This is a genomic window from Thermoactinospora rubra, assembly GCF_002093975.1.
Classification (GTDB): domain Bacteria; phylum Actinomycetota; class Actinomycetes; order Streptosporangiales; family Streptosporangiaceae; genus Nonomuraea; species Nonomuraea rubra_A.
This window is the reverse complement of the sequence record NZ_KZ084328.1, coordinates 234,466-258,397: the sequence shown is the minus strand read 5'-3', so window position 1 is coordinate 258,397 and position 23,932 is coordinate 234,466. Positions and strand designations below refer to the sequence as shown.

At 72.4% G+C, this 23,932-nt stretch carries 23 protein-coding genes and 1 tRNA gene; 15 read left to right on the top strand and 9 right to left on the bottom strand.

Annotation, left to right across the window (positions count from 1 at the left end; translation table 11 throughout):
- The first annotated feature begins 14 nt into the window (after window positions 1-14).
- From BSB02_RS08415 to BSB02_RS08400, 4 genes are all read left to right on the top strand, one after another.
- Window positions 15-2,255: a BTAD domain-containing putative transcriptional regulator gene (locus BSB02_RS08415; protein WP_084958114.1), complete on the top strand. Its 2,241-nt coding sequence runs from the start codon at window positions 15-17 to the stop codon at window positions 2,253-2,255.
- Between the two features lie 119 nt (window positions 2,256-2,374).
- On the top strand, window positions 2,375-3,373 hold the full coding sequence (locus BSB02_RS08410; RefSeq protein WP_143590381.1) for a hypothetical protein: 999 nt from the start codon (window positions 2,375-2,377) through the stop codon (window positions 3,371-3,373).
- Window positions 3,374-3,805: 432 nt separating this feature from the next.
- Window positions 3,806-3,879: transfer RNA gene (locus BSB02_RS08405), tRNA-Leu, on the top strand.
- Window positions 3,880-4,331: 452 nt separating this feature from the next.
- A complete protein-coding gene (locus tag BSB02_RS08400; protein WP_084958112.1) occupies window positions 4,332-4,799 on the top strand; it encodes a CHRD domain-containing protein in 468 nt (155 codons plus the stop codon).
- A gap of 190 nt (window positions 4,800-4,989) precedes the next feature.
- Here BSB02_RS08400 and BSB02_RS08395 read toward each other — a convergent pair whose 3' ends face one another.
- Window positions 4,990-6,060 carry a GNAT family N-acetyltransferase gene (locus BSB02_RS08395; protein WP_084958111.1) on the bottom strand — a complete coding sequence of 357 codons (1,071 nt, stop codon included), beginning with the start codon at window positions 6,058-6,060 and terminating at the stop codon, window positions 4,990-4,992.
- A gap of 15 nt (window positions 6,061-6,075) precedes the next feature.
- On the bottom strand, window positions 6,076-7,347 hold the full coding sequence (locus BSB02_RS08390; RefSeq protein WP_084958110.1) for a lipopolysaccharide biosynthesis protein: 1,272 nt from the start codon (window positions 7,345-7,347) through the stop codon (window positions 6,076-6,078).
- A 103-nt stretch (window positions 7,348-7,450) separates the two neighbouring features.
- Here BSB02_RS08390 and BSB02_RS08385 point away from each other — a divergent pair, with 103 nt between their 5' ends.
- Window positions 7,451-7,972 carry a DoxX family protein gene (locus BSB02_RS08385; RefSeq protein ID WP_084958109.1) on the top strand — a complete coding sequence of 174 codons (522 nt, stop codon included), beginning with the start codon at window positions 7,451-7,453 and terminating at the stop codon, window positions 7,970-7,972.
- Window positions 7,973-8,039: 67 nt separating this feature from the next.
- Window positions 8,040-8,999, top strand: a complete 960-nt coding sequence (locus BSB02_RS08380; protein WP_206184572.1) for a Gfo/Idh/MocA family protein — start codon at window positions 8,040-8,042, stop codon at window positions 8,997-8,999.
- Window positions 9,000-9,005: 6 nt separating this feature from the next.
- On the opposite strand, the gene glgC is transcribed toward BSB02_RS08380, so the two are convergent.
- Complete coding sequence (glgC, locus tag BSB02_RS08375; RefSeq protein ID WP_084958108.1) at window positions 9,006-10,244, bottom strand: glucose-1-phosphate adenylyltransferase; 1,239 nt, start codon at window positions 10,242-10,244, stop codon at window positions 9,006-9,008.
- A gap of 80 nt (window positions 10,245-10,324) precedes the next feature.
- Here glgC and glgA point away from each other — a divergent pair, with 80 nt between their 5' ends.
- From glgA to BSB02_RS08360, 3 genes are all read left to right on the top strand, one after another.
- On the top strand, window positions 10,325-11,494 hold the full coding sequence (gene glgA / locus BSB02_RS08370) for a glycogen synthase (protein WP_084958107.1): 1,170 nt from the start codon (window positions 10,325-10,327) through the stop codon (window positions 11,492-11,494).
- 75 nt (window positions 11,495-11,569) lie between these two features.
- Window positions 11,570-13,048 (top strand): Nramp family divalent metal transporter, encoded by a 1,479-nt coding sequence (locus BSB02_RS08365; RefSeq protein ID WP_084958106.1) that lies wholly within the window; start codon window positions 11,570-11,572, stop codon window positions 13,046-13,048.
- Between the two features lie 44 nt (window positions 13,049-13,092).
- A complete protein-coding gene (locus BSB02_RS08360) occupies window positions 13,093-13,551 on the top strand; it encodes a hypothetical protein (protein WP_084958105.1) in 459 nt (152 codons plus the stop codon).
- A gap of 6 nt (window positions 13,552-13,557) precedes the next feature.
- Here the strand turns inward: BSB02_RS08360 and BSB02_RS08355 are convergent, their stop codons facing one another.
- Together BSB02_RS08355 and BSB02_RS08350 are read right to left on the bottom strand one after the other, a co-directional pair.
- Window positions 13,558-14,115 carry a GNAT family N-acetyltransferase gene (locus tag BSB02_RS08355; RefSeq protein WP_084958104.1) on the bottom strand — a complete coding sequence of 186 codons (558 nt, stop codon included), beginning with the start codon at window positions 14,113-14,115 and terminating at the stop codon, window positions 13,558-13,560.
- A 44-nt stretch (window positions 14,116-14,159) separates the two neighbouring features.
- Complete coding sequence (locus BSB02_RS08350; protein WP_084958103.1) at window positions 14,160-14,861, bottom strand: sirohydrochlorin chelatase; 702 nt, start codon at window positions 14,859-14,861, stop codon at window positions 14,160-14,162.
- A 235-nt stretch (window positions 14,862-15,096) separates the two neighbouring features.
- Here BSB02_RS08350 and BSB02_RS08345 point away from each other — a divergent pair, with 235 nt between their 5' ends.
- Window positions 15,097-16,380, top strand: a complete 1,284-nt coding sequence (locus BSB02_RS08345) for an MFS transporter (protein ID WP_084958102.1) — start codon at window positions 15,097-15,099, stop codon at window positions 16,378-16,380.
- A gap of 9 nt (window positions 16,381-16,389) precedes the next feature.
- Here BSB02_RS08345 and BSB02_RS08340 read toward each other — a convergent pair whose 3' ends face one another.
- Both BSB02_RS08340 and BSB02_RS08335 read right to left on the bottom strand, forming a co-directional pair.
- Window positions 16,390-17,172 carry an SPFH domain-containing protein gene (locus BSB02_RS08340; RefSeq protein WP_084958101.1) on the bottom strand — a complete coding sequence of 261 codons (783 nt, stop codon included), beginning with the start codon at window positions 17,170-17,172 and terminating at the stop codon, window positions 16,390-16,392.
- A gap of 110 nt (window positions 17,173-17,282) precedes the next feature.
- Window positions 17,283-18,590 carry an MFS transporter gene (locus tag BSB02_RS08335; RefSeq protein ID WP_206184571.1) on the bottom strand — a complete coding sequence of 436 codons (1,308 nt, stop codon included), beginning with the start codon at window positions 18,588-18,590 and terminating at the stop codon, window positions 17,283-17,285.
- An 89-nt stretch (window positions 18,591-18,679) separates the two neighbouring features.
- Here BSB02_RS08335 and BSB02_RS08330 point away from each other — a divergent pair, with 89 nt between their 5' ends.
- The gene (locus tag BSB02_RS08330) at window positions 18,680-19,366 is read left to right on the top strand and encodes a GntR family transcriptional regulator (protein ID WP_240506274.1); all 687 of its coding nucleotides are present in this window, start codon (window positions 18,680-18,682) and stop codon (window positions 19,364-19,366) included.
- A 9-nt stretch (window positions 19,367-19,375) separates the two neighbouring features.
- On the top strand, window positions 19,376-19,738 hold the full coding sequence (locus BSB02_RS08325) for a DUF2203 domain-containing protein (RefSeq protein ID WP_084958098.1): 363 nt from the start codon (window positions 19,376-19,378) through the stop codon (window positions 19,736-19,738).
- A gap of 9 nt (window positions 19,739-19,747) precedes the next feature.
- Here the strand turns inward: BSB02_RS08325 and BSB02_RS08320 are convergent, their stop codons facing one another.
- Window positions 19,748-20,968 (bottom strand): MFS transporter, encoded by a 1,221-nt coding sequence (locus BSB02_RS08320; RefSeq protein ID WP_240506273.1) that lies wholly within the window; start codon window positions 20,966-20,968, stop codon window positions 19,748-19,750.
- 108 nt (window positions 20,969-21,076) lie between these two features.
- Window positions 21,077-22,024: an alpha/beta hydrolase gene (locus tag BSB02_RS08315; RefSeq protein WP_084958097.1), complete on the bottom strand. Its 948-nt coding sequence runs from the start codon at window positions 22,022-22,024 to the stop codon at window positions 21,077-21,079.
- A 212-nt stretch (window positions 22,025-22,236) separates the two neighbouring features.
- Between BSB02_RS08315 and BSB02_RS08310 the strand changes: the two genes are divergently transcribed.
- The 3 genes from BSB02_RS08310 to BSB02_RS08305 all read left to right on the top strand — a co-directional run bounded on the left by BSB02_RS08310 (window position 22,237) and on the right by BSB02_RS08305 (window position 23,893).
- Entirely contained in the window at window positions 22,237-22,857 is a 621-nt protein-coding gene (locus tag BSB02_RS08310; protein ID WP_084958096.1) for an alpha-ketoglutarate-dependent dioxygenase AlkB, read from the top strand.
- Window positions 22,858-23,040: 183 nt separating this feature from the next.
- Complete coding sequence (locus BSB02_RS42925) at window positions 23,041-23,169, top strand: hypothetical protein (RefSeq protein ID WP_276206314.1); 129 nt, start codon at window positions 23,041-23,043, stop codon at window positions 23,167-23,169.
- Between the two features lie 10 nt (window positions 23,170-23,179).
- Window positions 23,180-23,893 carry a carbon-nitrogen hydrolase family protein gene (locus BSB02_RS08305; protein ID WP_084958155.1) on the top strand — a complete coding sequence of 238 codons (714 nt, stop codon included), beginning with the start codon at window positions 23,180-23,182 and terminating at the stop codon, window positions 23,891-23,893.
- Window positions 23,894-23,932: the final 39 nt, after the last annotated feature.

Genomic DNA, 23,932 nt, shown 5'->3' with positions numbered 1-23,932 from the left:
GGTGGTGTCGGTGGATGCCGGGCAGGCGTCATGAACACCTGGAGGAGTGCATGCTGGACGTCGTCTTCTCGGTGCTGGGCCCGGTGGAGGTGCGAAGCGGCGGCCGGCCGGTGCCGCTCGGCGGCGGCAGGCAGCGTGCGCTGCTCGTGGCGCTGCTGCTCAGCGCCGACCGCGTGGTCTCGATCGACCGGTTGGTGGACGAACTCTGGGGTGATCTGCCGCCCGGTTCGGCCCGCACCCAGGTGCACACGCTGGTGTACCGGGTGCGGCAGTCGCTGGGCGAGGCCGGGGTCCTGATCGAGACCAGCCCGCCCGGATATGTGCTCCGCACCGGCTCGGCGCAGATCTCCGTGGCGATCGATGTCTCCGAGTTCACCGGACGGATCGAACGCGCGAGGGACTGCGCCGCTCGTGGACGGCCGGACGAAGCCGTCGCCGAGTTCCGTGCGGCGCTCGGGCTGTGGCGTGGGCAACCGCTGGAAGGCGCCGGCGCGGTGTTCGTGTCCCGCGAGGCGGCACGACTGGAGGAACTGCGCCTGACGGCGCTCGAGGAGTGCCTTGGCCTTGAGCTGGCTCTCGGCAGGCATGCGGCCGTGGTGGCGGAACTGGCGGCGCTGGTGACCGAGCATCCCCTTCGAGAGGAGCTTCGTGCCCGGTTGATGCTGGCGCTCTATCGTTGCGGGCGGCGCGCGGAGGCGCTGGAGGTGTACCGCAGCGGGCGCGCGTTACTTGTGGAGGAAACCGGCCTGGAACCGACGGCCCGGTTGCGTGACCTGCACGAGGTGATCCTGAGAGGCGACCGTGACCCGGACCCTCCCGCCGCCGCCCCGGAACGCCCGCGGGAGCCGCCTGCCACTCGCACGTCACCGCCCGCTCAAGCCGTACCTGTCGTAGCCGGGCCGGCGGGCGGCGGCAAGCGGGTCAGGATGATCGGAGTGGGAGCGGCGATCACGCTGGTGGTCTGTGCCGGTGGGCTGGCCGTGGGTGACGGGTTCACCACCGAGGTGCCCCCGAAGCCGGCGGGTGTTCAGCTGGTCTCCGGGCCTGCCTGGGTGGAGGCACCGCCCAAGCCGGTGCCGGCGGCGTTCTTCGGCACGACCGTCGGAACCAAGAGCGGCGCCATGCCGGGATTCCGCGTCGGGGCGGTCCGCTTCTGGGACAGCCGCACGCGCTGGGCCAACGTCCAGCCCGGACCCGACACGTTCGACTGGAGCAATCTCGACCGGATGGTGGAGGGGGCCGAACGCGAGCGCCTCCCGATCCTCTACACGATGGGCATCACCCCGTCCTGGGCGGCGCCCGACGCTCCCAGAAGCGCGTACGACGACGGCTCGAGGACGGCCCCGCCCCGCGACCTCGCCCACTGGGACAGGTACGTGCGGGCAGTGGTGTCCCGCTACAAGGGACGCATCGGCGCCTACGAGATCTGGGACTTCGCCAACACCCCCGAGCACTACACGGGTGACCTGGCGACCTTGAGCGAGATGACGCATCGGGCCGCGGCCATCATCAAGAAGGCGGACCCGCGGGCCACGGTCGTGTGTCCCTCCTTCGGGAAGCTGTGGACGCCCCAGGGCCGTCGGGATCTCGCGAGCTTCGCGGCCATGGGCGGTTACCGGTCTTGTGACGCCGCCGCCGTCAAGCTTCATCCACGCAGCAACACGGGCCGTCCCGAGGAAATGACGGAACTGGCCGTCCTCATCTACAACACGCTGCACAATGCCGGAGTCCATCTGCCCATGTGGGCCACGGGGCCGGGTCACTCCATCCCCACGGACAAGCCCTTGCGGGAGGACGACGCCAACAATTACGCGGTGCGCTTCTACCTGGCGGGCCTCTACGCCCGTTACGGCCGTATGTACTTCTACAGCTGGGGCGTCCGCAACCTGCCTCTGGTGCTCCAGGTGGAGGGGAGCGCGCCGACCCGGGCGGCGCTGTTCATCGACCGGCTCCAGGGCTGGCTGGCCGGGGCGTCGGTCCGGTCGTGCGGGCGGGGCAGGGCCAACGGCCTGGCGGACGGGGTGTGGCAGTGCCGGTTCACGCTCCCTGCCGCGCGCGGCGGCGAGGAGGTCGCCGTGCGCTGGACGGCCGAAGGCGCTGTCGCGATGACGCTTGAGCGCGGTGTGCGGCGCATCGACCATCTCGACGGGCGGTCCATGCCCGTGCACGCCGGGCAGACCGTGACGATCAGCGAGCGTCCCGTCCTGATCCGGTTCGGCGCAACGCCCTCACCGGCGCAGACAGGCATCCGATAGCGATCGGATAGGCGCCGCGCGCTACCGAATTGGTGCGGATCCATGAACGGGTGACACCGATCGGGCGCTCCCGGCTTCGGGTGCACGGGTCACCATGGGAACGAACGGGGAACTGCGCCATGCCCGGCCACATCATGGGCGCGATCGCCACGGTCGCGGCCCCCGCCGTACTCTCCATGATCGCCACGCCGGATCCCGGCGGGCCGGCGAGCGGGATGGGCGCCGCCCATGCCGCGACACGGTCGGGCGGCTGGGCCGCACGTGCCGGCATGCGAAAAGCCAACACACGAAAGGGAGAAGCAATGAATCGGCGCACCGCGGCCACCGTACTGGGAGCCCTGGCGGTGGTTCTCGCGGGCTGCGGGCAGGAGGTTCCCGAGGATCCGTCGGAGAGGGCCTACCGGCATCTGGAGAAGGCCCTCACCGGTTTGGAGCGGCCGCTCCGGGCGGACGTCGAGGCCGAGGTGTTCGTGAGAAGCGGGGCCATCCCGCCGATCAGGATGAACGCGCAGATGCGGGGCACCCAGCGCTCCGCGCCCGATCAGGCCGCCACCGATCTCGATCTGCGGTCGGTCACCACCACGGTCGAGCGGGAATACAGCCCGGATCTCGTCCGCACCGGGGCCGTCCGCGTGATCACCGTGGACGGTCGCACCTACGTCCGCAACACGCTGCAATCGTCCAAATGGCGAACCCTCGCCGGGACGACGACCGTGGTGGGGAACCGCGGGCTCAACCCGGCCGGCACCGAGGCGATGTTGCGGACGACCATGGTCGCCGCGATGTTCCGGAGCAAGGGCTACCTGGTCGGGTCGCCGTCCCCGACCACCACGGCCGGCGCGCAGTTACGGAGATACTATATTTCCTGCATGGTAGGCGAATGCCTTAAAAAGGCTCCGGATATCCTCGACCGCGCCCGCCGGGTATATCCGCCTGACGCGCTGATCCAGCTTGAACTCTTTGTGGACGAGCAGGACCGTCCCCGGATCCTGGAGGTCGAAAGCGAGTTCCTCGTGGGCAACGAGGACATGACGCGGGCGGTGAACGTGCTCTTCAGGGCGAAACTTACGCTGCACGACCACGGCAAGCCACAGCAGATCACAGCCCCGGTGCACTGAATCCGGGATCGGCCGGGAGCCGGGCAGCCGCCGTGGATCGTGCGCGCCGGCTCATGCCCGGGCAGGGCCGCGGTGCTGGGCGCCGGCGTCGTCTGGAGCGCCCCGGCAAACGCCCCGGCACGCGGTGCGGAAGGCCGGCCGGCGAAGACGGCCGATAAATCGGTGGCGACACCTTGGACAGGCCCATTACCGTGAAATCGTCGACGAGAAAGGAGCCGGACATGCGGTCGCTGCCGAGCCTCGCGGAGCCGTTCCGCAGCCCGGCCACCGGATAATCCCCGAGATTTTCCGGAAAGCCGCCGTGGAGGTTTCACCAGGGCGGCTTTTTCATGGGAGAACGTTCTGGCCGACGGGAACGGCGAACCCCCGGCTGGAAAACGGTCCCGCATGCCCCGGACGACGGCCCACGCCAGCCGTCCGTCCGGGGCCGACGCCGCCCTGGCCCAACTGGCAGAGGCGCCACGCTCAGGACGTGGAGGATCAGGGTTCGATTCCCTGGGGCGGCACTGGAATGCCTGCCTTCGAACCGCACCACCCCCAGCTGCCTGCCGGGTACGGCCCGTGGTCCACCGTCCACACCGGTTCCGGTCGTGGGCGACGACGGGCGTCTGTGAGCACCTGATGCAGACCGTGATCGCCGAGGCCGCTGCCCGCGGGCAGGCCGACCCCCACCTGGCCGGCGTGGATTCCACCACGGCCTGCCTGGAAGGCGAAGTTCACGGTACGGCGTGACACGGGGCCGGGTGGCCGCCTCACCGCTGACGCGAGGTCCCGTCAGCTGGAGGAGCCGGCAGGCCCACGCCGCCGGGCTCGACGTGTCGGGCGGCACAAGGTCGTCGCCGGTCATGCCGTCACTTGACGATTCCGGTCATCACGGCGTGGTTTTCGGCTCGGCAGACCTGGAGAGACTGCTCAGAGTAATTAGATCACTACCCAAAGTTACCAAGGAGGGCTTGCCGTGCTCAAAGCACTCATCGTGATCCCGGCACTCGCCGCGGCAGCGGCCGTCTTTCCCGGTATGGCCTCGGCCAGCCACACGCCGTCCTACCGCTTCGTCGAGATGACCGGGGAGCAGGAGGTTCCCGGTCCCGGCGATCCGGACGGCGTCGGCATCTTCGCCAAGACGGTGAAGGACGGGCGGCTCTGCTACGTCATCACCGCTCACAACATCCAGCCCGCGACCGCCGCGCACATCCACGAGGGAGAGAGGGGGGAGGCGGGTCCGATCGTGGTGGCGTTGAAGGCGCCCAGCGAGGGCTTCGCGAACGACTGCATCCAGCCCGTGAAGAGCCAGACCGCCGAGAACGCCGACACCACGCTGACCTTCGAGGAGTTCCGGGCCATCCTCGAGAATCCGAGCCGGTACTACGCCAACGTCCACAACGAGGAGTTCCCGGATGGCGCCATCCGCGGGCAGCTCGGCTAGGTCGGGCACCCCCTAGCGGGATGAAGGCCGCTCCGCGGCACTGGCATACGGACGCGCGGCAGCCGGCCACGGTGGACCGGGCGGTGCAGTCGTCGTGACGTATCGATGGACGTCTGCGGGCAGGGCGCGGCACCTCCGCGCCCTGCCTGCCACTGGGACGTGAGCCGCCATCGTCCAGTTCGACACGACCCTACCGGCGGCCTCGCAGGCGGCCGTAGCCACGCATGAGCCGGTCGGCCATGCCGTACAGCAGCGGAGTCTCCAGCACGCGGCGGCGGGCGCGCCGTACGGGCTCGGTGCCGAGCCAGTGGGCGGCGGCGCGGGCGGTACGGCGGCGCGCGACGCCCTCGGCCACGGGCTCGCCCCGGCTGCGCAGGGACGTCTTGTACTGCGAGCCGGTGCCCACGCTGAGGTCGAAGGTGTGGATGCCGCGCGCGGCGGCGGCCTCGGCCAGGCGCAGGTGCATGATCAGGCCGGGCGAGTAGGACGAGTAGGCGGGATCGTAGGCGGGGAACCAGTCGACGAGCGTGGTGTCAGTACAAATCCCGAAATGCCCGGCGACGGGTTCGTCGCCGATGTAGAGCATCGACAGCGGCGCCGCGAAGCCGGGCTCCTGGACCGCGTACAGGCGCTCGACCAGCTCCACCACCCACCGCCTGGCGAAGCGGTCGGCGCGGCCCATGGCGCGGTACTGGTCGGACTTCCACCGGCGCAGCAGCCGCAGCTGCGCCTCGTCGCGCACCTCGAACTCGAAGCGCACCTCGCCGGCCTCCCGGCCGAGCTTGCGCTCCTTGCGGAAGGTGTTGGCGACGAACTGCTTGCTCAGCCCCTTGAGGTAGGCGTCGAAGCCGGAGGCCAGATCGACGATGGCGCTGTCCTGGACGAGCGTCTGGTAGGGCGCGAACCACGGCTGGTCCCGCACCAGCGTGCCGAACTCCCACACGTCCAGGCCGCAGCCACGCAGCAGCCGCTCGCCGCTGATCTCCAGGCCGGGCTCGTGGACGAGGCCCTGGCCCAGCGACACCCAGGCGCCCAGGGCGGCGCCCACGCCGCGCCCGCGCAGCTCGAACGGGAAGAAGCCGACCGGCCGCCCCTCGGCGAGCACGGCGACGCGCGCGTCGGGCGAGACCTCGCCCATGGCCAGGGTGAACTCGGGGCTGAGGAAGGGGTTGTCCAGCTGTGGCAGGGCGCGCTGCATGCCGCGCCAGGACGCGATGTCCGAAGCGCCCAGCTCTCCCGGCCGGATGACGGTGATCTCCATGGATCCTTTCCCAGGCTAGTGCTTGGTCATGTGGCCGCGCAGGTGCCGGACCACCAAGGCCGCGACGAGGAGCTGGCTGGCGAGGATCGCGTACCCCACTCCGGCCATACCCCAGATCGGGAAGGCCAGCGAGACGGCGCCCAGGACCAGCACGGCCAGGCCGATCTGGACGGCCGCCAGCCGCCGGGCCGCCCGCAGGGCGCGCAGCGTGCTCAGGTGGATCTCGATGACCGTCGCGGGCAGCACCGCGAGCGCCATGAGGCGCAGCAGCGGCGCGCCGTGCTCGGCCAGCTCGGCGCCGAACGGCCGCAGGATCAGCGGCGCCGCCGCGAAGACCAGGGCGACGACGGGCCCGACGACGGCGAAGGCGCGGCGCAGCGCGCTGCGCGTCTTGCGCGCCAGGTGCCCGGGGTCCAGGGCGCCCTCGACGGTCAGCGAGATGCCCATGTTGGCGGGCAGCAGCGCGATCATGCATCCCAGCGTATGGGCGACGCAGAAGTAGCCGAACAGGCGAGCGTCGCCGAGCCAGACGGCCACCAGGACCGGCACGAGGAAGACGATCAGCAGGGCGGACAGGGCGCCGGGCACGTCGCCGGCCAGGAAGCGGCCGATCTGCGCCGTGGTGGGCGGTTCGGTGTCCCTGGCCGCGGCCCTGGGCAGGAGCCTGCGGAAGATGTACCAGTTGACGGGGATCAGCGCGATCGCGGTCGGCACGATCCACGAGGTGAAGACGCCGGTCTCCGGCAGCCCGGCCGCCAGCCCCGCGAGCAGCGCCATCTTGACCAGCCCGTAGAGCAGGCTGTTCACCGGCACGAGGATCGCGCTGCGCAGCCCGGTCAGCGCGACGTCCTGCAGGGTGAAGACGGTCCACACCAGCACGGAGCCGAGGAACAGCAGGCCGGGGACCAGGCCGTCGAGCCTGGCGTAGGCGGGCCCCCACAGCGGCAGGGTGAGCAGGAAGCCCAGCGCCGCCGCCAGCCCGGCCAGCCCGGCCAGCAGGTAGCCGCGCACGATGAGCTCGCCCGTGCGCCGCCCGGCCACCGGGATGAACCTGGCCAGCACGCCGGCGAGCGCCAGCCCGGTGAGCGAGGAGAACAGCCGCATCGCGCTGATGAGGGCCTGGCCCTCGCCGAAGGCCTCGGGGGAGTAGAGCCTGCTCGCGAGCATCCAGTAGCCCAGGCCGAGGACGGCGGTGATCCCGGTGTTGGCCATGAGCGCGTACCCCTGCAGGAACAGGGGGTTGCGCAGGTCCGTGCGCACACGGGCGGCCAGGGCTGCGGCGGTCATGCTCTCACGGTGGACCCGGCCTCTTGCAAGGACCTTGCCCGTCGCTTGCGCTTCCGCCGGACCTATTGGATAGTGTCACTATCCAATAGGGAGGAGAACGCTGATGATCCCCGCTGTCCTCGTCGCCGCCACGCTCACCTTCCGCCTGCTCGGCGCGCTGGGCGCGCGCCGGTGGGCCACATGGCACGCCAGTGCGGCCCATGGGCTGGCCGTCATGCTGGTGCTCACCGCCTGCGCGCACTTCGTGCCGGAGAGCGTCACGGTCATGCCCAACCACGCCGACCTGGTCCGCATGGTGCCGCCGTTCGTGCCCTTCCCCAGCGCGACGGTGTACCTGACGGGCGTGCTGGAATTGGCGGGCGCGGCCGGGCTCGTGGCGCCCGCCACCCGCCGCGCCGCGGGGCTGGCCCTGGCGCTGCTGTTCGTGGCGCTGCTGCCCGCGAACGTCTACGCGGCCGTGAGCGAGACGCCCTTCGCCGGCGAGGCGGCCACCCCGCTGTGGCGGCGCGTCCCCGAGCAGGCCCTCTACATCGCCGTCGCCCTGTGGGCCGCGCTGCGCTCCCCGGCCGGGATCCTGCGGGCGGTACGGCGGCGCCGCCCGGCCGGGGCGGTGGCCGAAGGGTGAGACACGGTTGCCGCCCAGCCGTACGGCACGCCAGCCTGGGGACCGACGACACGGCTGGGGGGGACTGGTGAAGAAGCTCGGCTGGGGCATCGCGGCGACGGGCGGGATCGCGCGGACCGTGGGAGCGGTGATCGCCGCGGAACCGGGAATGCGCGTGGCGGCGGTCGGCTCGCGCGACGCGGGCAGGGCGGCGGCGCTGGCCGCGGAGCTGGGGGCCGAGCGCTCCTACGGATCCTACGCCGCCCTGTGCGCCGACCCGGAGGTGGACGTCGTCTACGTCGCCACCCCGCACGCCCAGCACCTGGCGGTGGCGGAGCCGGCCATCGCCGAGGGCAAGGCGGTGCTGTGCGAGAAGCCGCTGGCCGGGTCCCTGGCCGACGCCGAGCGCATGGCGAAGCTGGCCAAGGACGCGGGGGTGTTCCTCATGGAGGCCATGTGGATGCGCTTCAACCCCCTCATCAGGCGCCTGGCCGCCGACGGGCGGTTCGGCGAGATCCGCTCGGTCCAGGCGTCCTTCGGCTTCGTGGCGCCCTACGACCCGCAGCACCGGCTGTGGAACCCGGCGACCGCGGGCGGCGCGGTGCTGGACCTGGGCGTCTACCCGCTGGCCCTGGCCCACCTGCTGCTCGGCGAGCCGGAGGCGCTGCACGTGACGGGCACGCTGGCGCCCAGCGGGGTCGACGCCGAGGCCGGGATGCTGCTGACCTACGCCGGGGGCGCGCGGGCGCTGCTGGAGACCTCGCTGGTCAGCCCCATGGCCAACAGCGCCACCGTGGTCGGCACCGGCCTGCGCGCCGACCTGCCCGCGCCCTTCTGGGCGCCCGGGCGGATGGTGCTGAGCGGGCCCGGCGTCGAGCCCGAGGAGCACGTGCTGGACCCCTCCCGCGGCGGCTACCAGGAGCAGGCGCGGGAGGTCGCGGCGGCGCTGGCCGAGGGCCGCACCGAGAGCGAGGTCATGCCGGTGGCCGACAGCCTGGCCGTGATGCGGCGCATGGAGGAGGTCCGCGCCGCCCTGGGCGCCGCCTGACCCGGGCTACCGGTCCACGACCTCGTTCTTGCCGATGACCACGACGCCGCTGCGGGTGACCGCGAAGCGGGTGCGGTCGTAGTCGAGGTCGAAGCCGATCCTGGCGCCGTCGGGGATCACGACGTTCTTGTCGATGATCGCCCGGCGGACGATCGCCCCCCTGCCGATCTTGACGTTGTCCATCAGCACCGAGTCCTCCACCAGCGAGTGCGAGTGGAGCACCACGCGGGGCGACAGGATGGACCGCTGCGCCGTACCGCCGGAGATGATCACGCCGGGGGAGACCAGCGACTCGACGGCCCGGCCGACCCGGTCGCCCACGTTGTGCACGAACTTCGCCGGGGGCAGCGGATCGTGGCCGGTGTAGATGGGCCACTGGTCGTTGTAGAGGTTGAAGACCGGGTGGGGGGCGATGAGGTCCATGTTGGCCTCGTAGTAGGCGTCCAGGGTCCCCACGTCGCGCCAGTAGCCGCGGTCGCGCTCGGTGGAGCCGGGCACCATGTTGTGGGCGAAGTCGTAGACCTCCGCGCCGCCCGACTTGACCATCATCGGGATGATGTTGCCGCCGAGGTCGTGCTTGCTGGTGGGATCGAGGGCGTCCTCCCGCAGCGCGTCGATCATCGCCTGCGTCCTGAACACGTAGTTGCCCATCGAGGCGAAGATCTGGTCGGGCGCGTCGGGCAGCCCGACCGCGTCCTTGGGCTTCTCGCGGAAGGCCACGATCCTGCGCCCCGCCGGGTCGGTCTCGATCACGCCGAACTGGTCGGCCAGCGACAGCGGCTGCCGGATGGCCGCCACGGTCACGTCCGCGCCGGAGTCGACGTGCTGGGCCACCATCTGGCGGGGGTCCATGCGGTAGATGTGGTCGGCCCCGAACACGATCACGTGCTCGGGCATCTCGTCGTAGATGAGGTTGAGGTTCTGGAACAGCGCGTCGGCCGACCCCGCGAACCACCTGGGCCCCAGCCGCTGCTGGGCCGGGACGGGCGTGACGTAGTTGCCCAGCATCGCCGACAGCCGCCAGGTGCGGGAGATGTGCCGGTCGAGGCTGTGGTTCTTGTACTGCGTCAGCACGACGATCTTCAGGTAGTGGCCGTTGGCGAGGTTGGACAGCACGAAGTCGATGAGCCGGTACATCCCCCCGAACGGCACCGCGGGTTTCGCCCGGTCCGCGGTGAGGGGCATCAGGCGCTTGCCTTCTCCACCGGCTAGCACGACCGCGAGGACCTTGGGCGAGGATTTCATGGTCAGAAGCTACCCCGAAACGGGGCGCCTACCATACCGGGTGACGGCCGTTCGCGCCCTCCAGGCTCTAGTGTCGTGCCATGCGTGTCGATCTGCTGAGCCGGGAGTATCCGCCCGAGGTGTACGGGGGCGCCGGCGTGCACATGGAATACCTCTCCCGCGAGCTGCGCCGCCTGGCGGACGTGCGCGTGCGGTGCTTCGGCGGCCCGCGTGAGGAGCCCGGCGTGTCCGCCTACCGCATCCCGGGCGGGCTGGAGACCGCCAACCCGGCCCTGCAGGTCCTCGGGGTGGACCTGGAGATGGCGGCGGCCTGCGAGGGCGCCGACGTGGTGCACAGCCACACGTGGTACGCCAACTTCGCCGGGCACGTGGCCAAGCTCCTGTACGGCATGCCGCACGTGATCACCACGCACAGCCTGGAGCCGCTGCGCCCCTGGAAGGCCGAGCAGCTCGGCGGCGGGTACCGGATCTCCTCCTGGGCCGAGCGGACCGCGCTGGAGGCCGCCGACGCCGTCGTCGCCGTGTCGGAGGGCATGCGGCGCGACGTGCTGGCCGCCTACCCCGGCATCGCGCCCGAGAAGGTCAGCGTCATCCACAACGGCATCGACACCGTCGAGTACGCCCCCGACCACGGCCACGACGCGCTGCGCAAGCACGGCGTCGACCCGGCCAGGCCGTACGTCGTCTTCGTGGGCCGCATCACCCGGCAGAAGGGCCTGGTCCACCTGCTCCACGCGGCCCGCTCCTTCGACCCGGGGGCGCAGCTGGTGCTGTGCGCGGGCGCCCCCGACACGCCGGAGATCGCCGAGGAGGTCACCGGGCTCGTGCGGGGGCTGAAGCGCGACGGCGTCGTGTGGATCTCCGAGATGCTGCCCAAGCACGAGGTGATCCAGCTGCTCACGCACGCCACGGTGTTCGTGTGCCCGTCGGTCTACGAGCCCATGGGCATCGTCAACCTGGAGGCCATGGCCTGCGAGACCGCCGTGGTGGCCACCGCGACCGGCGGCATCCCCGAGGTCGTCGCCGACGGGGAGACGGGGCTGCTGGTGCCGATCGGCCAGCGGCCCGACGGCGAGCCGCGCGACCCCGACGCCTTCGCGGCCGAGCTCGCCTCGCGCGTCAACGCGCTGCTCGCCGACCCCGGCCGCGCCGCGGCCCTGGGCCGGGCGGGGCGGGCGCGGGCGGTCGAGCACTTCTCGTGGGAGCGCATCGCCGAACGGACCCTGGAGCTGTACTCCACGCTCGTGTGAAGCCCCAGGTGCAGGCCGAAATGGGTCTTGCGGGCGGCCTGATCCGGGATCACGCTGAAGCTGAGGAGGCGTGCCATGCCGTACAAACTCGGAGTCAGCCGCCCGGATCTCGAGGTCGCCGACCTGCCCACGCCTGAAGAGGTCTTCAAGGTCTCCCGGATCGGCCCCAAGGAGCTGGTCAAGTACGCTGTCGGCCCCAGCCTGATCGCGCTGGGCATCTCGATCGGCAGCGGCGAGTGGCTCATCGGCCCGCGCAACATCGGGGAGTTCGGCTTCGTCGGCGTCGGATGGGTGATCGTCGTCTCGGCGCTGCTGCAGACGTTCTACAACGTGGAGTGCTCGCGGTACGTGATGGCCACCGGCGAGGTACCGGTCGTCGGCTGGGGGCGCGTGCCGCCGGGCTGGTGGCTGTGGGTGCCGCTGTCGGTGTTCGTCGTCATCTTCGCGTTCATCGCCGGCGGCTGGGCCGCCTCGGCGGGGCAGGGCGTCTACGCGCTCGTGCACGGCGTCGTGCCGCCCCGGGGCGCCGAGGAGCCCAGGCTGTGGGCCATCGCGCTGCTGGTGCTGGTCTTCCTCATCACCGCCTTCGCCCGCCGCATCAGCCGGGCGCTGGAGCTGGCCAACTGGGTGATGGTCGCCGCGATCCTGCTCATCCTCGTCGCCGTCGACCTGTTCGTGGTGCCCTTCGAGCTGTGGTGGGAGGGCATCCGCGGCTTCTTCACCCCCGCCGCCCCGCCCGCCGGGATCACCGCGACGCAGATCGGCGCCATCGCCGGCTTCACCGCGCTGGCCTCCGGGCTGAACTGGTACGTCATGGGCCACTACCGCGACAAGGGGTACGGCATGGGCTACCGGGCCGGCTTCATCTCCGGCCTGCGCGGCGAGCGGCGGGAGATCATGGCCAGCGGCGTGACCTTCCCCGACGACGCGGGGAACGCGGCGCGCTGGAAGCGGTGGTACCGGCTGCTGCTGACCGACATGTGGGGCGTCTTCTTCGTCGGCGCCATGCTCGGCATGCTGCTGCCCACCATCCTCATGACGCAGGCCGTACGGCTGACCGGGGAGCGGCCGACCGACGCCAACATCCCCACCTTCACGGCCGCCGCTCTCGGCCAGGAGTACGGCAGGGGCCTGTTCTACCTGCTGCTGCTGGTGGGCGTGCTCGTCCTGTTCTCCACGCAGCTGGGCATCTTCGAGGCGATGGTGCGCGTCACCACCGACGCCGCTCACGCGACCAGCCCGAGGCTTCGCGCCAGGATCGAGGGCGACCCCCGGCGCTTCTACTACCCGTTCATGATCGTCATGCTGGTGGTGATCTCCGTGATCATCCACCTGACGCTGCCGCAGAACCTGATCAACTGGTCGGCGAACATGTCCAACCTGGGCGCGCTGATCTACCCGTTCCTGCTGATGTACCTCAACAGCAAGCTGCCCAGGCCGGCGCGGCCGAGGCCGTGGCACTACGTGATCCTGGTCCTCAACTTCCTGTTCTTCGGGTTCTTCTTCGTCAACTTCGTGGCGAGTCTGTTCGGCGGACCGCTCATCACGTTCTGAGCGCCGGCCCGCGGGTGTCGGTGGCGGCCTCTACGATGTGCCGCATGCTCGACGCGCTCATCGTGCCGCTGTTCGTCACCACCGACCTGCCGCCCGGGGCGGACCTGGCGGAGTTCGGGGAGATCGTCGCCGAGGCGGCGCGTTCCCTCGACCGCGACGGCCTGCGCTACGACGGCTTCCTGGTGGGGCGGGTGTTCTGGCTCGACCGGCCGGTGCTGCCCGGGCAGCGGCCGCCCTCCCGCACGGAGATGCGGTTCGCCGGCCTGCTTGGCTACCTCGCCGCCGCCGGCGAGGGGCACACGGCCAGGCAGGTGGTCGCCGACCTCAGGAGGGCGGTGGCGGCGGTGGTGGCGGCGCGGTTCGGCGAGACGGGCGCGCCGGTCCCGGCCGTGTTCGCCATCCGCGACCGCGACGTGCGCGAGCGCACCCCCGAGGGGGCGATGCTCGTCGACACGCGCGACGCGGTGGCGGATCTGGTCACCGCCGCCCGGGCCTACCTCTGAGAGGGCTCATCTGCGCCGGTCGCCGTCCCACTCGTCCTCCAGGGCCGAGTGCACGATCGAGTCGCGCCAGCCCCGCGGCGTCCGGTAGTGGTGGCGCACCCGGCCCTCCTCCACCATCCCGGCCACGAGCATCGCCAGCTGGGCCGGGACGTTGGCGGGGGAGCGGGCGCCCCAGATGCGGTGCAGGCGCAGGTCGCGGAAGCCGAAGGACAGCAGCATCCGCACCAGGTCGGTGCCGAGCCCGCGGCCCCATGTCTCCGGCCGCAGCGCCAGGCCGATCTCGGCGCTGTGCGGGTGGTCGGCCTCGATCTGGAGCCGCGCGACGCCGATGACCCGCCCGTCGTGGACGTCGGTGACGGCCAGCAGGTACAACCTGCGCGGCTCGGCCATCGCCGCCTCGATCGCCTCCTCGACGATCTCGGCCACCTCCTCCGGCGTGCGCGGGTCGAAGGGGAGGTGCTCGGTGGCCGCGGGATCGCCGTAGATCGCGTGCAGGGCGTCGACGTCGTCGCGGGTGACCTCCCGAAGGCGGAGACGGGCGCCGGTGACCTGGACGCAACGCATGGGGAGAAACTTAACCCGAGCGACTCGATCTTTACAACCCTTTGTCAAGTAGCGAGTTGACTGCCGTAAGCTCGCGCGACAAGGTCCGCGACCAGGCTGTGGGCGCCCAAGGGCGCGGCGTGGCCGGCGCCGATCGACGCGGCCGCCTCGCTCACCGCCTCGGCGGGCAGTTCGTGGCCGATCAGGCAGGGCGCCAGGGCCAGGCGCTGGGCGCCCGCGTCGCGCAGGCGCTGCGCGGCCAGCCGTACTCCCGGCTCGCCCTCCAGGGAGGCGGCCACCACCGGCAGGGTCAGGCGGGAGGCCAGCAGCACGGCGGTCGGCTGGGCCGCCTGGACGCCGTCCGGGCCGCCCGGCACGCCCAGGACGACCGCGTCGACCGGGCTGGAGATGTTGAGCAGGCGCACCCGGTCCGCGCGGGCCAGGCCGCGCTCGGCCAGCCGGATGTGCAGCGCCTCGGCCAGCAGCGGATGCGGGCCCAGCGGGCCCGTCACGACCGCGTCGGCGCCCGTCGCGGCCACGGCCTTGCTGATCTGGCCGAGCACCGCGGGATCGGGCCAGGTCATCAGCGGCACCACGACGGCGGCGCGGCCCTCGGGGAAGGCGGAGTCCAGCGCGGCGACCGAGGCCAGGCGCACCTCGATCTGGGGGTTGTCCACGCGCACGACGGAGGCGATCTCGGCGGGGACGCCCTCGACGTCACCCGGCACGGCCAGCAGCAGCACCGGGGCGTCGGAGGGCAGGCTCATGGGAACCGGTGCGCGGTGGCGTCCGCCGCCGGGGCGGGGGGAGCGTTGGCGAACAGGGAGACTCACAGGCGGGCAGTTTATGCGCATTCTGCGATCAAAGGCGGGAGAAACCGCCCGAAACCTTCACACTGAGCTGTGATCGACATCACATCGTGATATCCCGGGGCGTTGACGGGCCTCTCGGACCGCGGAGAAGGTGAACCCGGTACTAGAAAACAGTTCTGGTGGAGGGCGGATGAAGCCGTTCTACGTCCGCGAGCTGCACGTCTACCCCGTCGGCGCCAGGCGGATCCGCCTGCTGGCCATCGCCGTCCTGGCCAGCCTGGTGGCCAACTTCGAGACCACCATCGCCACCATCCTGCCCCTCCTCATGGCCGACCTCGGCATGTCCCTGCGCGTCTACGGGCTCATCGCCGCCGCCTCCGTGCTGGTCGGCGGCCTGTCGGCGGGCTTCGGCGGGATCCTGTCGGACCGGTGGGGCCGCGTGGCCATCCTCGTGCCCACCCTGACCGTCACCGCGGCCTGTAACTTTCTCCTCGCCCTCGTCGAGACGCCCGGCCAGTTGTTCGCCGTGCGCTGCCTGATGCTCTTCATCGAGGGCGCGGGCATCACCATCACCGCGAGCCTGGTGCGCGACTTCTCTCCCCGGCTCGGCCGGGCGCAGGCGTTCGCGTTCTGGACGTGGGGGCCGGTCGGGGCCTCGTTCCTGGCCTCCGGCATCGCCGGCCTCACGCTGCCCCTGTTCGGCAACGCCTGGCAGTCCCAGGCGATCATCATGGGCGTGGTGTCCCTGGCGCTGTGCGGGGTGATCATCTGGCAGATCGCCGAGCCGTCCGCCGCCCTGCGCGCGCAGGTGCTCACGGCCGAGGCCGAGGTCACCGCCGAGCGGGCCGTCGACCCCGGCAAGGTCCGCGCGCTGCTGCGCCACCCGCACTTATGGGCGCACGTCGCCGGCAACACCGCCTGGCAGGTCCTCTACTGGACCTTCGCCATCTTCGGCCAGACCCTCCTGGTGGAGGCGTTCGGCATGGACACCGCCGCGGCCAACGGCGTGGTGGCGCTCGCCATCGTGCTCAACGCGCTGGCCGTCGTCGTGGTCGGCCGGGTGTCGGACCGGCTGCTGACGCGCAGGCCGTTCGTCCTGACCGGCACGGCGCTGACGATCGCCACCCTGGCCTACTGCGTCAGCCTCGTGGGGGACCGCCCGGGAGCCGCCCACGTGACCCTCGTCTACAGCCTGCTCTTCCTCTTCCTCGGCATCGCCTACGTGCCGTGGATGGCCGCCTTCTCCGAGGACGCCGAGGACGTCGACGCCCGCCTGCAGGGCGCCGCCCTCGGCCTGTGGGGCATGGTCGTCCGCGTGATGATCGTCGTCCTGCTGGTGGTGGCGCCCCAGGTGGTGGCCGCCGGCGGCTGGCAGACCTGGCTGCAGGTCGCGCTGGCCGGGCAGGTGGTGTTCCTGGCCGCGATGGCGCTGCTGCCCAGGAGGCGTACGGCGCCGGCCGACGCGACCGCGTGAGCCTGGGCCTCACCGGGCCGGGACGACCACCGACTGCGGATTGCCGGGAGCGTAGACGGTGATGCCCTGCGGCAGGGACTTCAGCTTGTCGATCTCCGCGCAGGCCGGGCACTTGTCGTAGCCCTCCTGCCGCGCCCGGTTCGCCGCGGCCTCGGCCTTGGCCTGCTCCACGCGGGCCCGCGCCTCCGACACGGCGGCGCCGGCGGCCAGCGCCCGGTCCACCGCCCGCTGCACCTCCGCCGGCAGCGTCACCTTGGCCAGCGTGAAGCGCATGGCGCCGACCTGGACGCGCAGGGCGTTGTCGACGACGGGCCGGACGGCCTGGCCGAAGAAGGCGGCCCAGCCCTCGTCGCCGTCCCAGGCGGCCAGCGACCGGTCGTCCTGGCCGCGGTAGGTGCGCGTGCCGTACTTGTCGTCGAACCTGCGCAGCGCCTGCTCGTCGGCGGTGAGGGTGAAGTACAGCGTGCCTTCCAGGCCCAGGTTCACCCCGTCGCTGCTGGGCACGGTCACCACGTCCACGCCGAGCGCGGTGGCGCGCTTGGGGTCGGCGGTGATGGTGTAGAAGCGCTGCTGCGCCGGATAGGTGTGGACCGACGACCACAGGCCTGTCCAGGTCGGCCCGGAGGCCGGGCCGATCACCTGGCGGATCTCGGTGTCGTCGAACCAGCCACCGTCGCGCACCACGGCGACCTCGCCCGGCGCGGTGCCGGTGAAGCCGCGCGCCGTGCCGACCAGCGCGGGCAGGGCCACGATCGCGGCCAGCGCGGCTAAGACGATTCGCTTCGCGGTCATGGGCTCCTCCGGTGAACGCGGTGAACGCGGTGAACGCGGTGAACGCGGTGAACGCGAGCCGGCGGGCGGCGGTGGCAGCCGCCGCCCGCCCTCCCTCGCGGCGGGCCGGGTCAGGCGCGCCGGGCCTCCTTCAGGTCGGCGGCCAGGTCCAGGTCACGGGTCTCCGGCGCGATGGCCAGCCCCACGGTGGTCACGGCCAGGGCGGCCAGGACGTAGAGCGACACCGGCACCGAGGACCCGTAGGTGTCGTGCAGCCACACGGCGATGATCGGGGCCAGGCCGCCGCCGACGATGCCGGCCACCTGGTAGCCCATCGAGGCGCCGCTGTAGCGCAGGCGGGTGCTGAACAGCTCGGCGATGAAGGCCGCCTGCGGGCCGTACATGGCGGCGTGGGCGGCCAGCGCGACGATCGCGGCCAGCGCGATGATCGGGAAGGACTTGGTGTCCAGGAGCGGGAAGAACGCGAACACCCAGACCGCGGCGGCCAGCACGCCGCCGAGGTAGACCGTGCGCCTGCCGTACCGGTCGGACAGGGCGCCGAAGAACGGGATCAGCGCCAGCTGCAGCGCCGAGCCGAGCAGGACCGCGTTGAGGCCCATCTGGCGGTCCAGGCCGAGATCCTTGGTGATGTAGACGAGGATGTAGGCGGTGAAGGTGTAGAACGCCACGTCCACCCCGATGCGGGCGGTGAAGGCCGACAGCAGCGCCTTCGGGTGGGTCTTCAGGACCTCCAGCAGCGGCATCTGCGCCTTGACGCCCTTCTGCTCGACCTCCTCGAACAGCGGCGACTCGGTGATCTTCAGGCGGATCCACAGGCCGACCACGACCAGCGCCCCGCTGAGCAGGAACGGCACCCGCCAGCCCCACGACAGGAACGCCTGGTCGGTCAGCAGGACCGACATCACCGCCAGCAAACCGGCGGCCAGCAGGTTGCCCGCGGGCACGCCCACCTGCGGCCAGCTGGCGTTCAGGCCGCGGCGCCCGCGCGCGCCGTGCTCGATGGACATCAGGACCGCGCCGCCCCACTCGCCGCCCAGCCCGAGCCCCTGGACGAAGCGCAGGACGGCCAGCAGGACGGGCGCGGCCACGCCGATGGCGGCGTAGGTGGGCAGCAGGCCGATGAGGAAGGTGGCGATGCCCATCACCAGCAGGGTCACCACCAGCACGGTCTTGCGGCCCACGCGGTCGCCGAAGTGGCCGAAGACGATGCCGCCGAGGGGCCGGGCCACGAAGGCCACGGCATTGGTCGTGAACGCGGCCAGCGTGCCGGCGACCGGGTCGAGCGTCGGGAAGAACAGCTTGCCGAAGACCAGGGCCGCCGCGGTGCTGTAGAGGAAGAAGTCGTACCACTCCAGCGACGTGCCGATCAGGCTGGCCACGATCACGCGCCGGGTCTGGTTCGAAGAGCTGCCGGTCATGTCAGGCTCCTCTGCTAAGGGGGTTCCCTTCAACATATGAATCGTTGAACAACTCGACAAGAGGTTTGTTGGCTGATTTCATGTCACATGTGCGTGACGTTGTAGCCCGGCTGGAGCACGACCGCCTGCGCCTGGGCCGCAGCAGCACGGCCGAGTGGGTGGCCGACATCCTGCGCGAGCGGATCACCGAGGGCGTCTTCTGGCCGGGGATGCAGCTGCTCGAGGGCGAGATCTCCGAGGCGCTCGACGTCTCGCGCAACACGCTCAGGGAGGCCTTCCGGCTGCTCGGCCACGAGCGCCTGCTGGAGCACCGGCTCAACAAGGGCGTCTTCGTGCGGATCCTGTCGGCCGCCGACGTCGCCGACCTCTACCGCGTGCGCCGCGTCATCGAGGGGGCGGCCGTACGGCGCAGCCGCGAGGCGTCCGCCGAGACGCTCGCCGCCATCAGGGAGGCGGTGGCCGACGCCGAGCGGGCCGCCGTCGCGGGCGACTGGCAGGCCGTCGGCACCGCCAACATCCGCTTCCACCAGGCGCTGGCGGCCCTCAACGCCAGCCCCCGCCTGGATGAGGCCATGCGGCAGCTGCTGGCCGAGCTGCGGCTGGTCTTCCACGTGATGAAGAACCCGCGCGAGTTCCACGAGCCGTTCGTCGAGCGCAACCGCGAGCTGCTGGAGCTCGTCGAAGCCGGGAAGGCCGAGGAGGCCGGCCGCTACCTGGAGGCCTACCTCGACCATGCCGAGCAGCTGCTGCTGCGCGCCTACGCGCCCAAGGGCTAACGTTCCAGCATGCACAGGACCTTCACCGTGGAGGAGGCACGCGAGCTGCTGCCGGTCATCCAGGCCGAGACCGCGGAGCTGGTCGCCGCCAGGGCGGACCTGGCCGAGATCACCTACGCGCGCCAGACGGGCGAGACCTCGCCGCTGGGCGGCCTGGCGGAGCTGAAGGCCCGCGAGGCGCGCATCGAGGAGATCCTCAGCGGCTGGACCGACCGGGGCCTGGAGATCAAGGGCGTCGCGCCCGTGCTGGTCGACTTCCCCGCCGTGCTCGACGGGGTCTCGGTACGGCTGTGCTGGATCGAGGGCGAGCCGGAGCTGGGCTGGTACCACCGGACCGAGCTCGGCTTCGCCGGGCGGCGCCCCCTGCGCTGAGCCCGCCGGTCACGGCCTGCGCGACAGGGCGGCGAAGGTGAGCGCGGCCAGCACCTGGATGCCGGCGCCGACCAGCAGGGCGAGGCCGGGCGAGACGGTCGCGAGCGGGCCCGCGGCGGCCGAGCCCAGCGCGAACGAGGTGATCTTCAGGCTGGCGCCGGTGGTGAAGATCTGGCTGCGCAGCCGCGGGGGCGACTCGCGGTGCCGTACCGCGAACAGGGCGGTCAGCTGCGGGCCCTCGGCCAGCCCCGCCAGCGCGGCGGCCACCACGGCCAGCGCGAAGGACGTGGCCAGCGCCGCCAGGGCCAGCGCGAGGCCCAGCACCAGGGTGGTGGCCACCAGCAGCACGTCGGGGTCGTGCCGCACCCGGGCCAGGACCGCGTTGGCGGCCAGCCCGGCCACCGCCATGACGGTCAGCAGCATCGCCCCGTAGCCGGGCTCACCCAGCAGCCGCGCGCCGAGCAGTGGCGCGCACACCACGAACATCGCCTCCCCGGCGATGGAGACCACGGAGGTGGCCGTCGCCCGGCGCAGCGGGCCCGGCCTGGCGATGGCCGAGAACCCGGCCGCCAGCTCGGCCCGGACGCCGCGCGCCTTTGCCGGGTCCCTGGCCGCGTCTCCTGCCGTGTCTCTCGCCGTGTCCGCGGCGGTGTCTCCTGCCGTGTTCCCGGCGGTGGCCGCGTCGGCGCGGCGGGGGAGGGACCAGGCGCCCGCGACGGCCGCGACGATCAGCGCCACGGCGGCCAGCGCCGCCGGTTGCGGCCCCGCCGTCGTCGCGATCACCCCCACCGCCGCCGGACCGGCCAGGCCGCCGACGTTGTAGGTCATCGCGTCCAGGGCGTTGGCCCGCGCCAGGCGGTCGCCGGTGGCCACCAGCGGCAGCTGGGCGGTCCAGCCGCCGGCCATCGCCGGGCCGAGGAGCCCGGTCACGACGGCGATGCCGATCAGCAGGGCATGGGGCAGGTACGGGATGCCGAGCACGATCAGCACGAGCCCGGCGGCGTACCCCGCCATGGTCAGGCCGAGCATCCGCCCGGGGCGGCCCGCGCGGTCCAGCAGCACGCCCAGCAGCGGGCCGCCCACGGCCGCCGAGACGGTCAGCCCCGCCAGGAGCGAGGAGGCCACGACCGGCGAGCGGGTCACCGCCAGCGCGAGCACGAGCAGGGCGGGACCGGACATCTCGTTGCCGGTCCGGGCGGCCACCGCGCCCGCGAGGTATCGCGCCAGCACTACGACCGCCCGCCGTGCTCTCGCGTGGCGCAGGCCGTGCGGGAGGCCGTGACGCAGACCCCGCCGAGGGCGCCGTCGCCGCCCGTCACGAGGTCGGCCGTCATGGGGTCAGCCGTCACGGCGCAGGGCCTGGCGGAGCGCCGCGAGCCGCGTGGCGAGCGCGCGGCGGCTGACGTCCGCCTCGGGCACGAAGGCGTCGAAGCCGTGGAAGGCCCCCGGATACAGGTGGAACTCGGTCGACACGCCCGCCCTGACCAGCCTGGCGGCGTAGTCGATGCACTCGTCCCGGAAAACCTCCAGCTCGCCGACGTCGATGAAGGTCCGCGGCAGCCCCGACAGGTCCTCGGCCCTGGCGGGGGCGGCGTACGGCGGGACCTCCTCCAGATCGCCCAGCAGCGCCCGCCAGCCGAACAGGTTGTTCGAGCGCGACCAGACCAGGGCGTCGTCGTACTCCATCGCGGACGACGGCGTCACGTTGCGGTCGTCCAGCATGGGGCACTCCAGCAGCTGGAAGGCGATCGCCGGGCCGCCCCGGTCGCGGGCCATCAGCACGGTGGCCGCCGCCAGCCCGCCGCCCGCGCTGGCCCCGCCCACCGCGATCCTGCCGGGGTCCAGGCCCAGCTCGGCGGCGTTCTTGGCGGTCCACACCAGCCCGGCGTAGCAGTCCTCCTGGGGCGCCGGATACGGGTTCTCCGGGGCCAGCCGGTAGTCGACCGACACCACCGCGCACCCGACCTCCCGGATGATCTGGACCATGAAGTGGTCATCGGCCTCCGGGCTGCCCATGACCATGCCGCCGCCGTGGATCCAGTACAGGCACGGCAGCGGGCGCTCGCCCTCGTGCGGCAGGTAGAGCCGCACCCGCACGTCCGGCGCCCCCGGCGGGCCGGGCACCAGGCGGTCCTCGATCGCGATGTCGTCGGGTTCGGCGGGGACCACCCAGGCCCGCCGGGTCGCCCGCACCTCGGCGAGGTCGGCGGTCTGCAGGTCCACCGCGGGCAGGTCCAGGGCGGCCCAGCCCGCGGCGAGTTGCGGATCGAGGTTCGGGTGCGGCATGCGGTCCTTCCTCAGCTCTGGCTCTGCGGCTGCTCGCTCGCGACGACCGCGAAGGCCGCGAAGACCGCGCCGTGCGGGTCCGGCGGGACGGCGAGGCCTCCCGCGCCCTCCATGGTCATCGCGGGTGCGACGATTGTCCCACCATGCTCCCGGGTGCGATGAACCCGGCACGCGGGGCTGCGTCATGATCGGATCGAACGTATACTCGAAGAATGTTTCAGGCATCGCTGCTCGACCTGGACGAGGAGATCCGGCCCCGCGAGCTCGGCGCGGCGGTGCGCCGCACCCGCCTGTCCCACGGGGCGTGGATCGACCTGCGCCCGGGCTGGCTGGCCGGAGCCGACGCGCTGTTCGAGCGGCTCGTGGCGGACGTGCCGTGGAAGGCCGAGCGGCGGCGCATGTACGACAGGGTCGTCGCCGTGCCGCGGCTGCTGAAGTTCTACGAGGAGGGCGAAAGGCTCCCGCATCCGGCCCTGGAGGCCATGCGGGCGGCGCTGAACGCCCACTACGCGGCCGAGCTGGGCGAGCCGTTCGTCACGGCGGGGCTGTGCTATTACCGCGACGGGCGCGACAGCGTCTCCTGGCACGGCGACACGATCGGCCGCGGCGCCACCGAGGACACCATGGTCGCCATCGTCTCCGTCGGCACCCCTCGGGCGCTCCTGCTGCGTCCCCGCGGCGGCGGGCCGTCCATCCGCCACGACCTGGGGCACGGCGACCTCATCGTCATGGGCGGCAGCTGCCAGCGCACCTGGGAGCACGCGGTGCCCAAGGCCGCGGGCGCGGTGGGGCCGCGCATCAGCATCCAGTTCCGCCCCCGGGACGTGCGGTGAGGGGCTCTCCGGCCGCGCTGCTGGTCAACGGGACCGTCGGCGTGGGCAAGACCACGGTCGCGGACGCGATCGGCGACGCGCTGGCCGACGCCGGGGTGCCGAACGCCGTCATCGACCTCGACTGGCTGCGGCGGTGCTGGCCGACGCCGCCACGAGCACGACGGGCACGGGCCGGTCTGGTACGTGGATCGGGCGGGAGAGCTGGACGGCATTCTCGACCGCGCCGGGGTGGACGACGTGACGGTGGACGTCACGCGCCTGACCGTCGTGGAGGCGGCGGCCGCCGTCCTGCGGCGGGTGGGCTGGACCTAGGATGACGCGCATGCGCCCGCCACTCGCCATCGCCGTCGCCCAGCCTCCGTGCCGCTCCTACGACGTGGCGGCCAACGCCGGGGCGCACGCCGCGGCGATCCGGGAGGCCGGCGCCCGCGTGGTCGTCTTCCCCGAGATGTCGCTGACGGGGTACCACCTGGACGCCCCCGAGGTGAGCCCCGACGACCCGCGGCTGGCGCCGATCGTGGCGGCGTGCGCGGCGACGGGCTCGGTGGCGCTGGTGGGCGCGCCCGTGCCCGGGCCGCACATCGGCGTCCTGGCCGTGGACGGCGAGGGCGTGATGCCGGTCTACCACAAGGTGTGGCTGGGCGGGCGCGAGCCGGAGCGCTTCCGCCCGGGCGCGGCGCCGTCCGTGATCGAGGTGGACGGCTGGCGCCTCGGGCTGGCCGTGTGCAAGGACACGGGCGTCGCGCGGCACGCGGCCGACACGGCGGCGCTCGGCATGGACGTCTACGTCGCGGGGGTCGTGCACAGGGCGGAGGAAGCCGGCCTGCACGGCGAACGCGCCCGCCGCGTGGCCGCCGGCCACGGCGTCTGGACGGCGACGGCCAGCTTCGCGGGCCCCACGGGCGAGGGCTACGACCGTACGGCCGGCGGCTCGGGCATCTGGGCCCCCGACGGCGCCTGCCTCGCCGAGGCGGGTCCCGGGGCCGGGGACCTCGCGCGTGCCGAGCTGCACCCGGCCCGGCCGTCATCCGGCTGAGCCCGTGCCTGCCCGGCGCGCCGGACCCATCAGGACCGA

Coding starts and splice junctions, on each gene's coding strand:
- BSB02_RS08415 (WP_084958114.1), top strand. CDS start 15: ATGCCGGGCAGGCGTCATGAACACCTGGAGGAGTGCATGCTGGACGTC.
- BSB02_RS08410 (WP_143590381.1), top strand. CDS start 2,375: ATGCCCGGCCACATCATGGGCGCGATCGCCACGGTCGCGGCCCCCGCC.
- BSB02_RS08395 (WP_084958111.1), bottom strand. CDS start 6,060: ATGGAGATCACCGTCATCCGGCCGGGAGAGCTGGGCGCTTCGGACATC.
- BSB02_RS08390 (WP_084958110.1), bottom strand. CDS start 7,347: ATGACCGCCGCAGCCCTGGCCGCCCGTGTGCGCACGGACCTGCGCAAC.
- BSB02_RS08385 (WP_084958109.1), top strand. CDS start 7,451: ATGATCCCCGCTGTCCTCGTCGCCGCCACGCTCACCTTCCGCCTGCTC.
- glgC (WP_084958108.1), bottom strand. CDS start 10,244: ATGAAATCCTCGCCCAAGGTCCTCGCGGTCGTGCTAGCCGGTGGAGAA.
- glgA (WP_084958107.1), top strand. CDS start 10,325: ATGCGTGTCGATCTGCTGAGCCGGGAGTATCCGCCCGAGGTGTACGGG.
- BSB02_RS08365 (WP_084958106.1), top strand. CDS start 11,570: ATGCCGTACAAACTCGGAGTCAGCCGCCCGGATCTCGAGGTCGCCGAC.
- BSB02_RS08360 (WP_084958105.1), top strand. CDS start 13,093: ATGCTCGACGCGCTCATCGTGCCGCTGTTCGTCACCACCGACCTGCCG.
- BSB02_RS08355 (WP_084958104.1), bottom strand. CDS start 14,115: ATGCGTTGCGTCCAGGTCACCGGCGCCCGTCTCCGCCTTCGGGAGGTC.
- BSB02_RS08350 (WP_084958103.1), bottom strand. CDS start 14,861: ATGAGCCTGCCCTCCGACGCCCCGGTGCTGCTGCTGGCCGTGCCGGGT.
- BSB02_RS08345 (WP_084958102.1), top strand. CDS start 15,097: ATGAAGCCGTTCTACGTCCGCGAGCTGCACGTCTACCCCGTCGGCGCC.
- BSB02_RS08340 (WP_084958101.1), bottom strand. CDS start 17,172: ATGACCGCGAAGCGAATCGTCTTAGCCGCGCTGGCCGCGATCGTGGCC.
- BSB02_RS08335 (WP_206184571.1), bottom strand. CDS start 18,590: ATGACCGGCAGCTCTTCGAACCAGACCCGGCGCGTGATCGTGGCCAGC.
- BSB02_RS08325 (WP_084958098.1), top strand. CDS start 19,376: ATGCACAGGACCTTCACCGTGGAGGAGGCACGCGAGCTGCTGCCGGTC.
- BSB02_RS08315 (WP_084958097.1), bottom strand. CDS start 22,024: ATGCCGCACCCGAACCTCGATCCGCAACTCGCCGCGGGCTGGGCCGCC.
- BSB02_RS08310 (WP_084958096.1), top strand. CDS start 22,237: ATGTTTCAGGCATCGCTGCTCGACCTGGACGAGGAGATCCGGCCCCGC.
- BSB02_RS08305 (WP_084958155.1), top strand. CDS start 23,180: ATGCGCCCGCCACTCGCCATCGCCGTCGCCCAGCCTCCGTGCCGCTCC.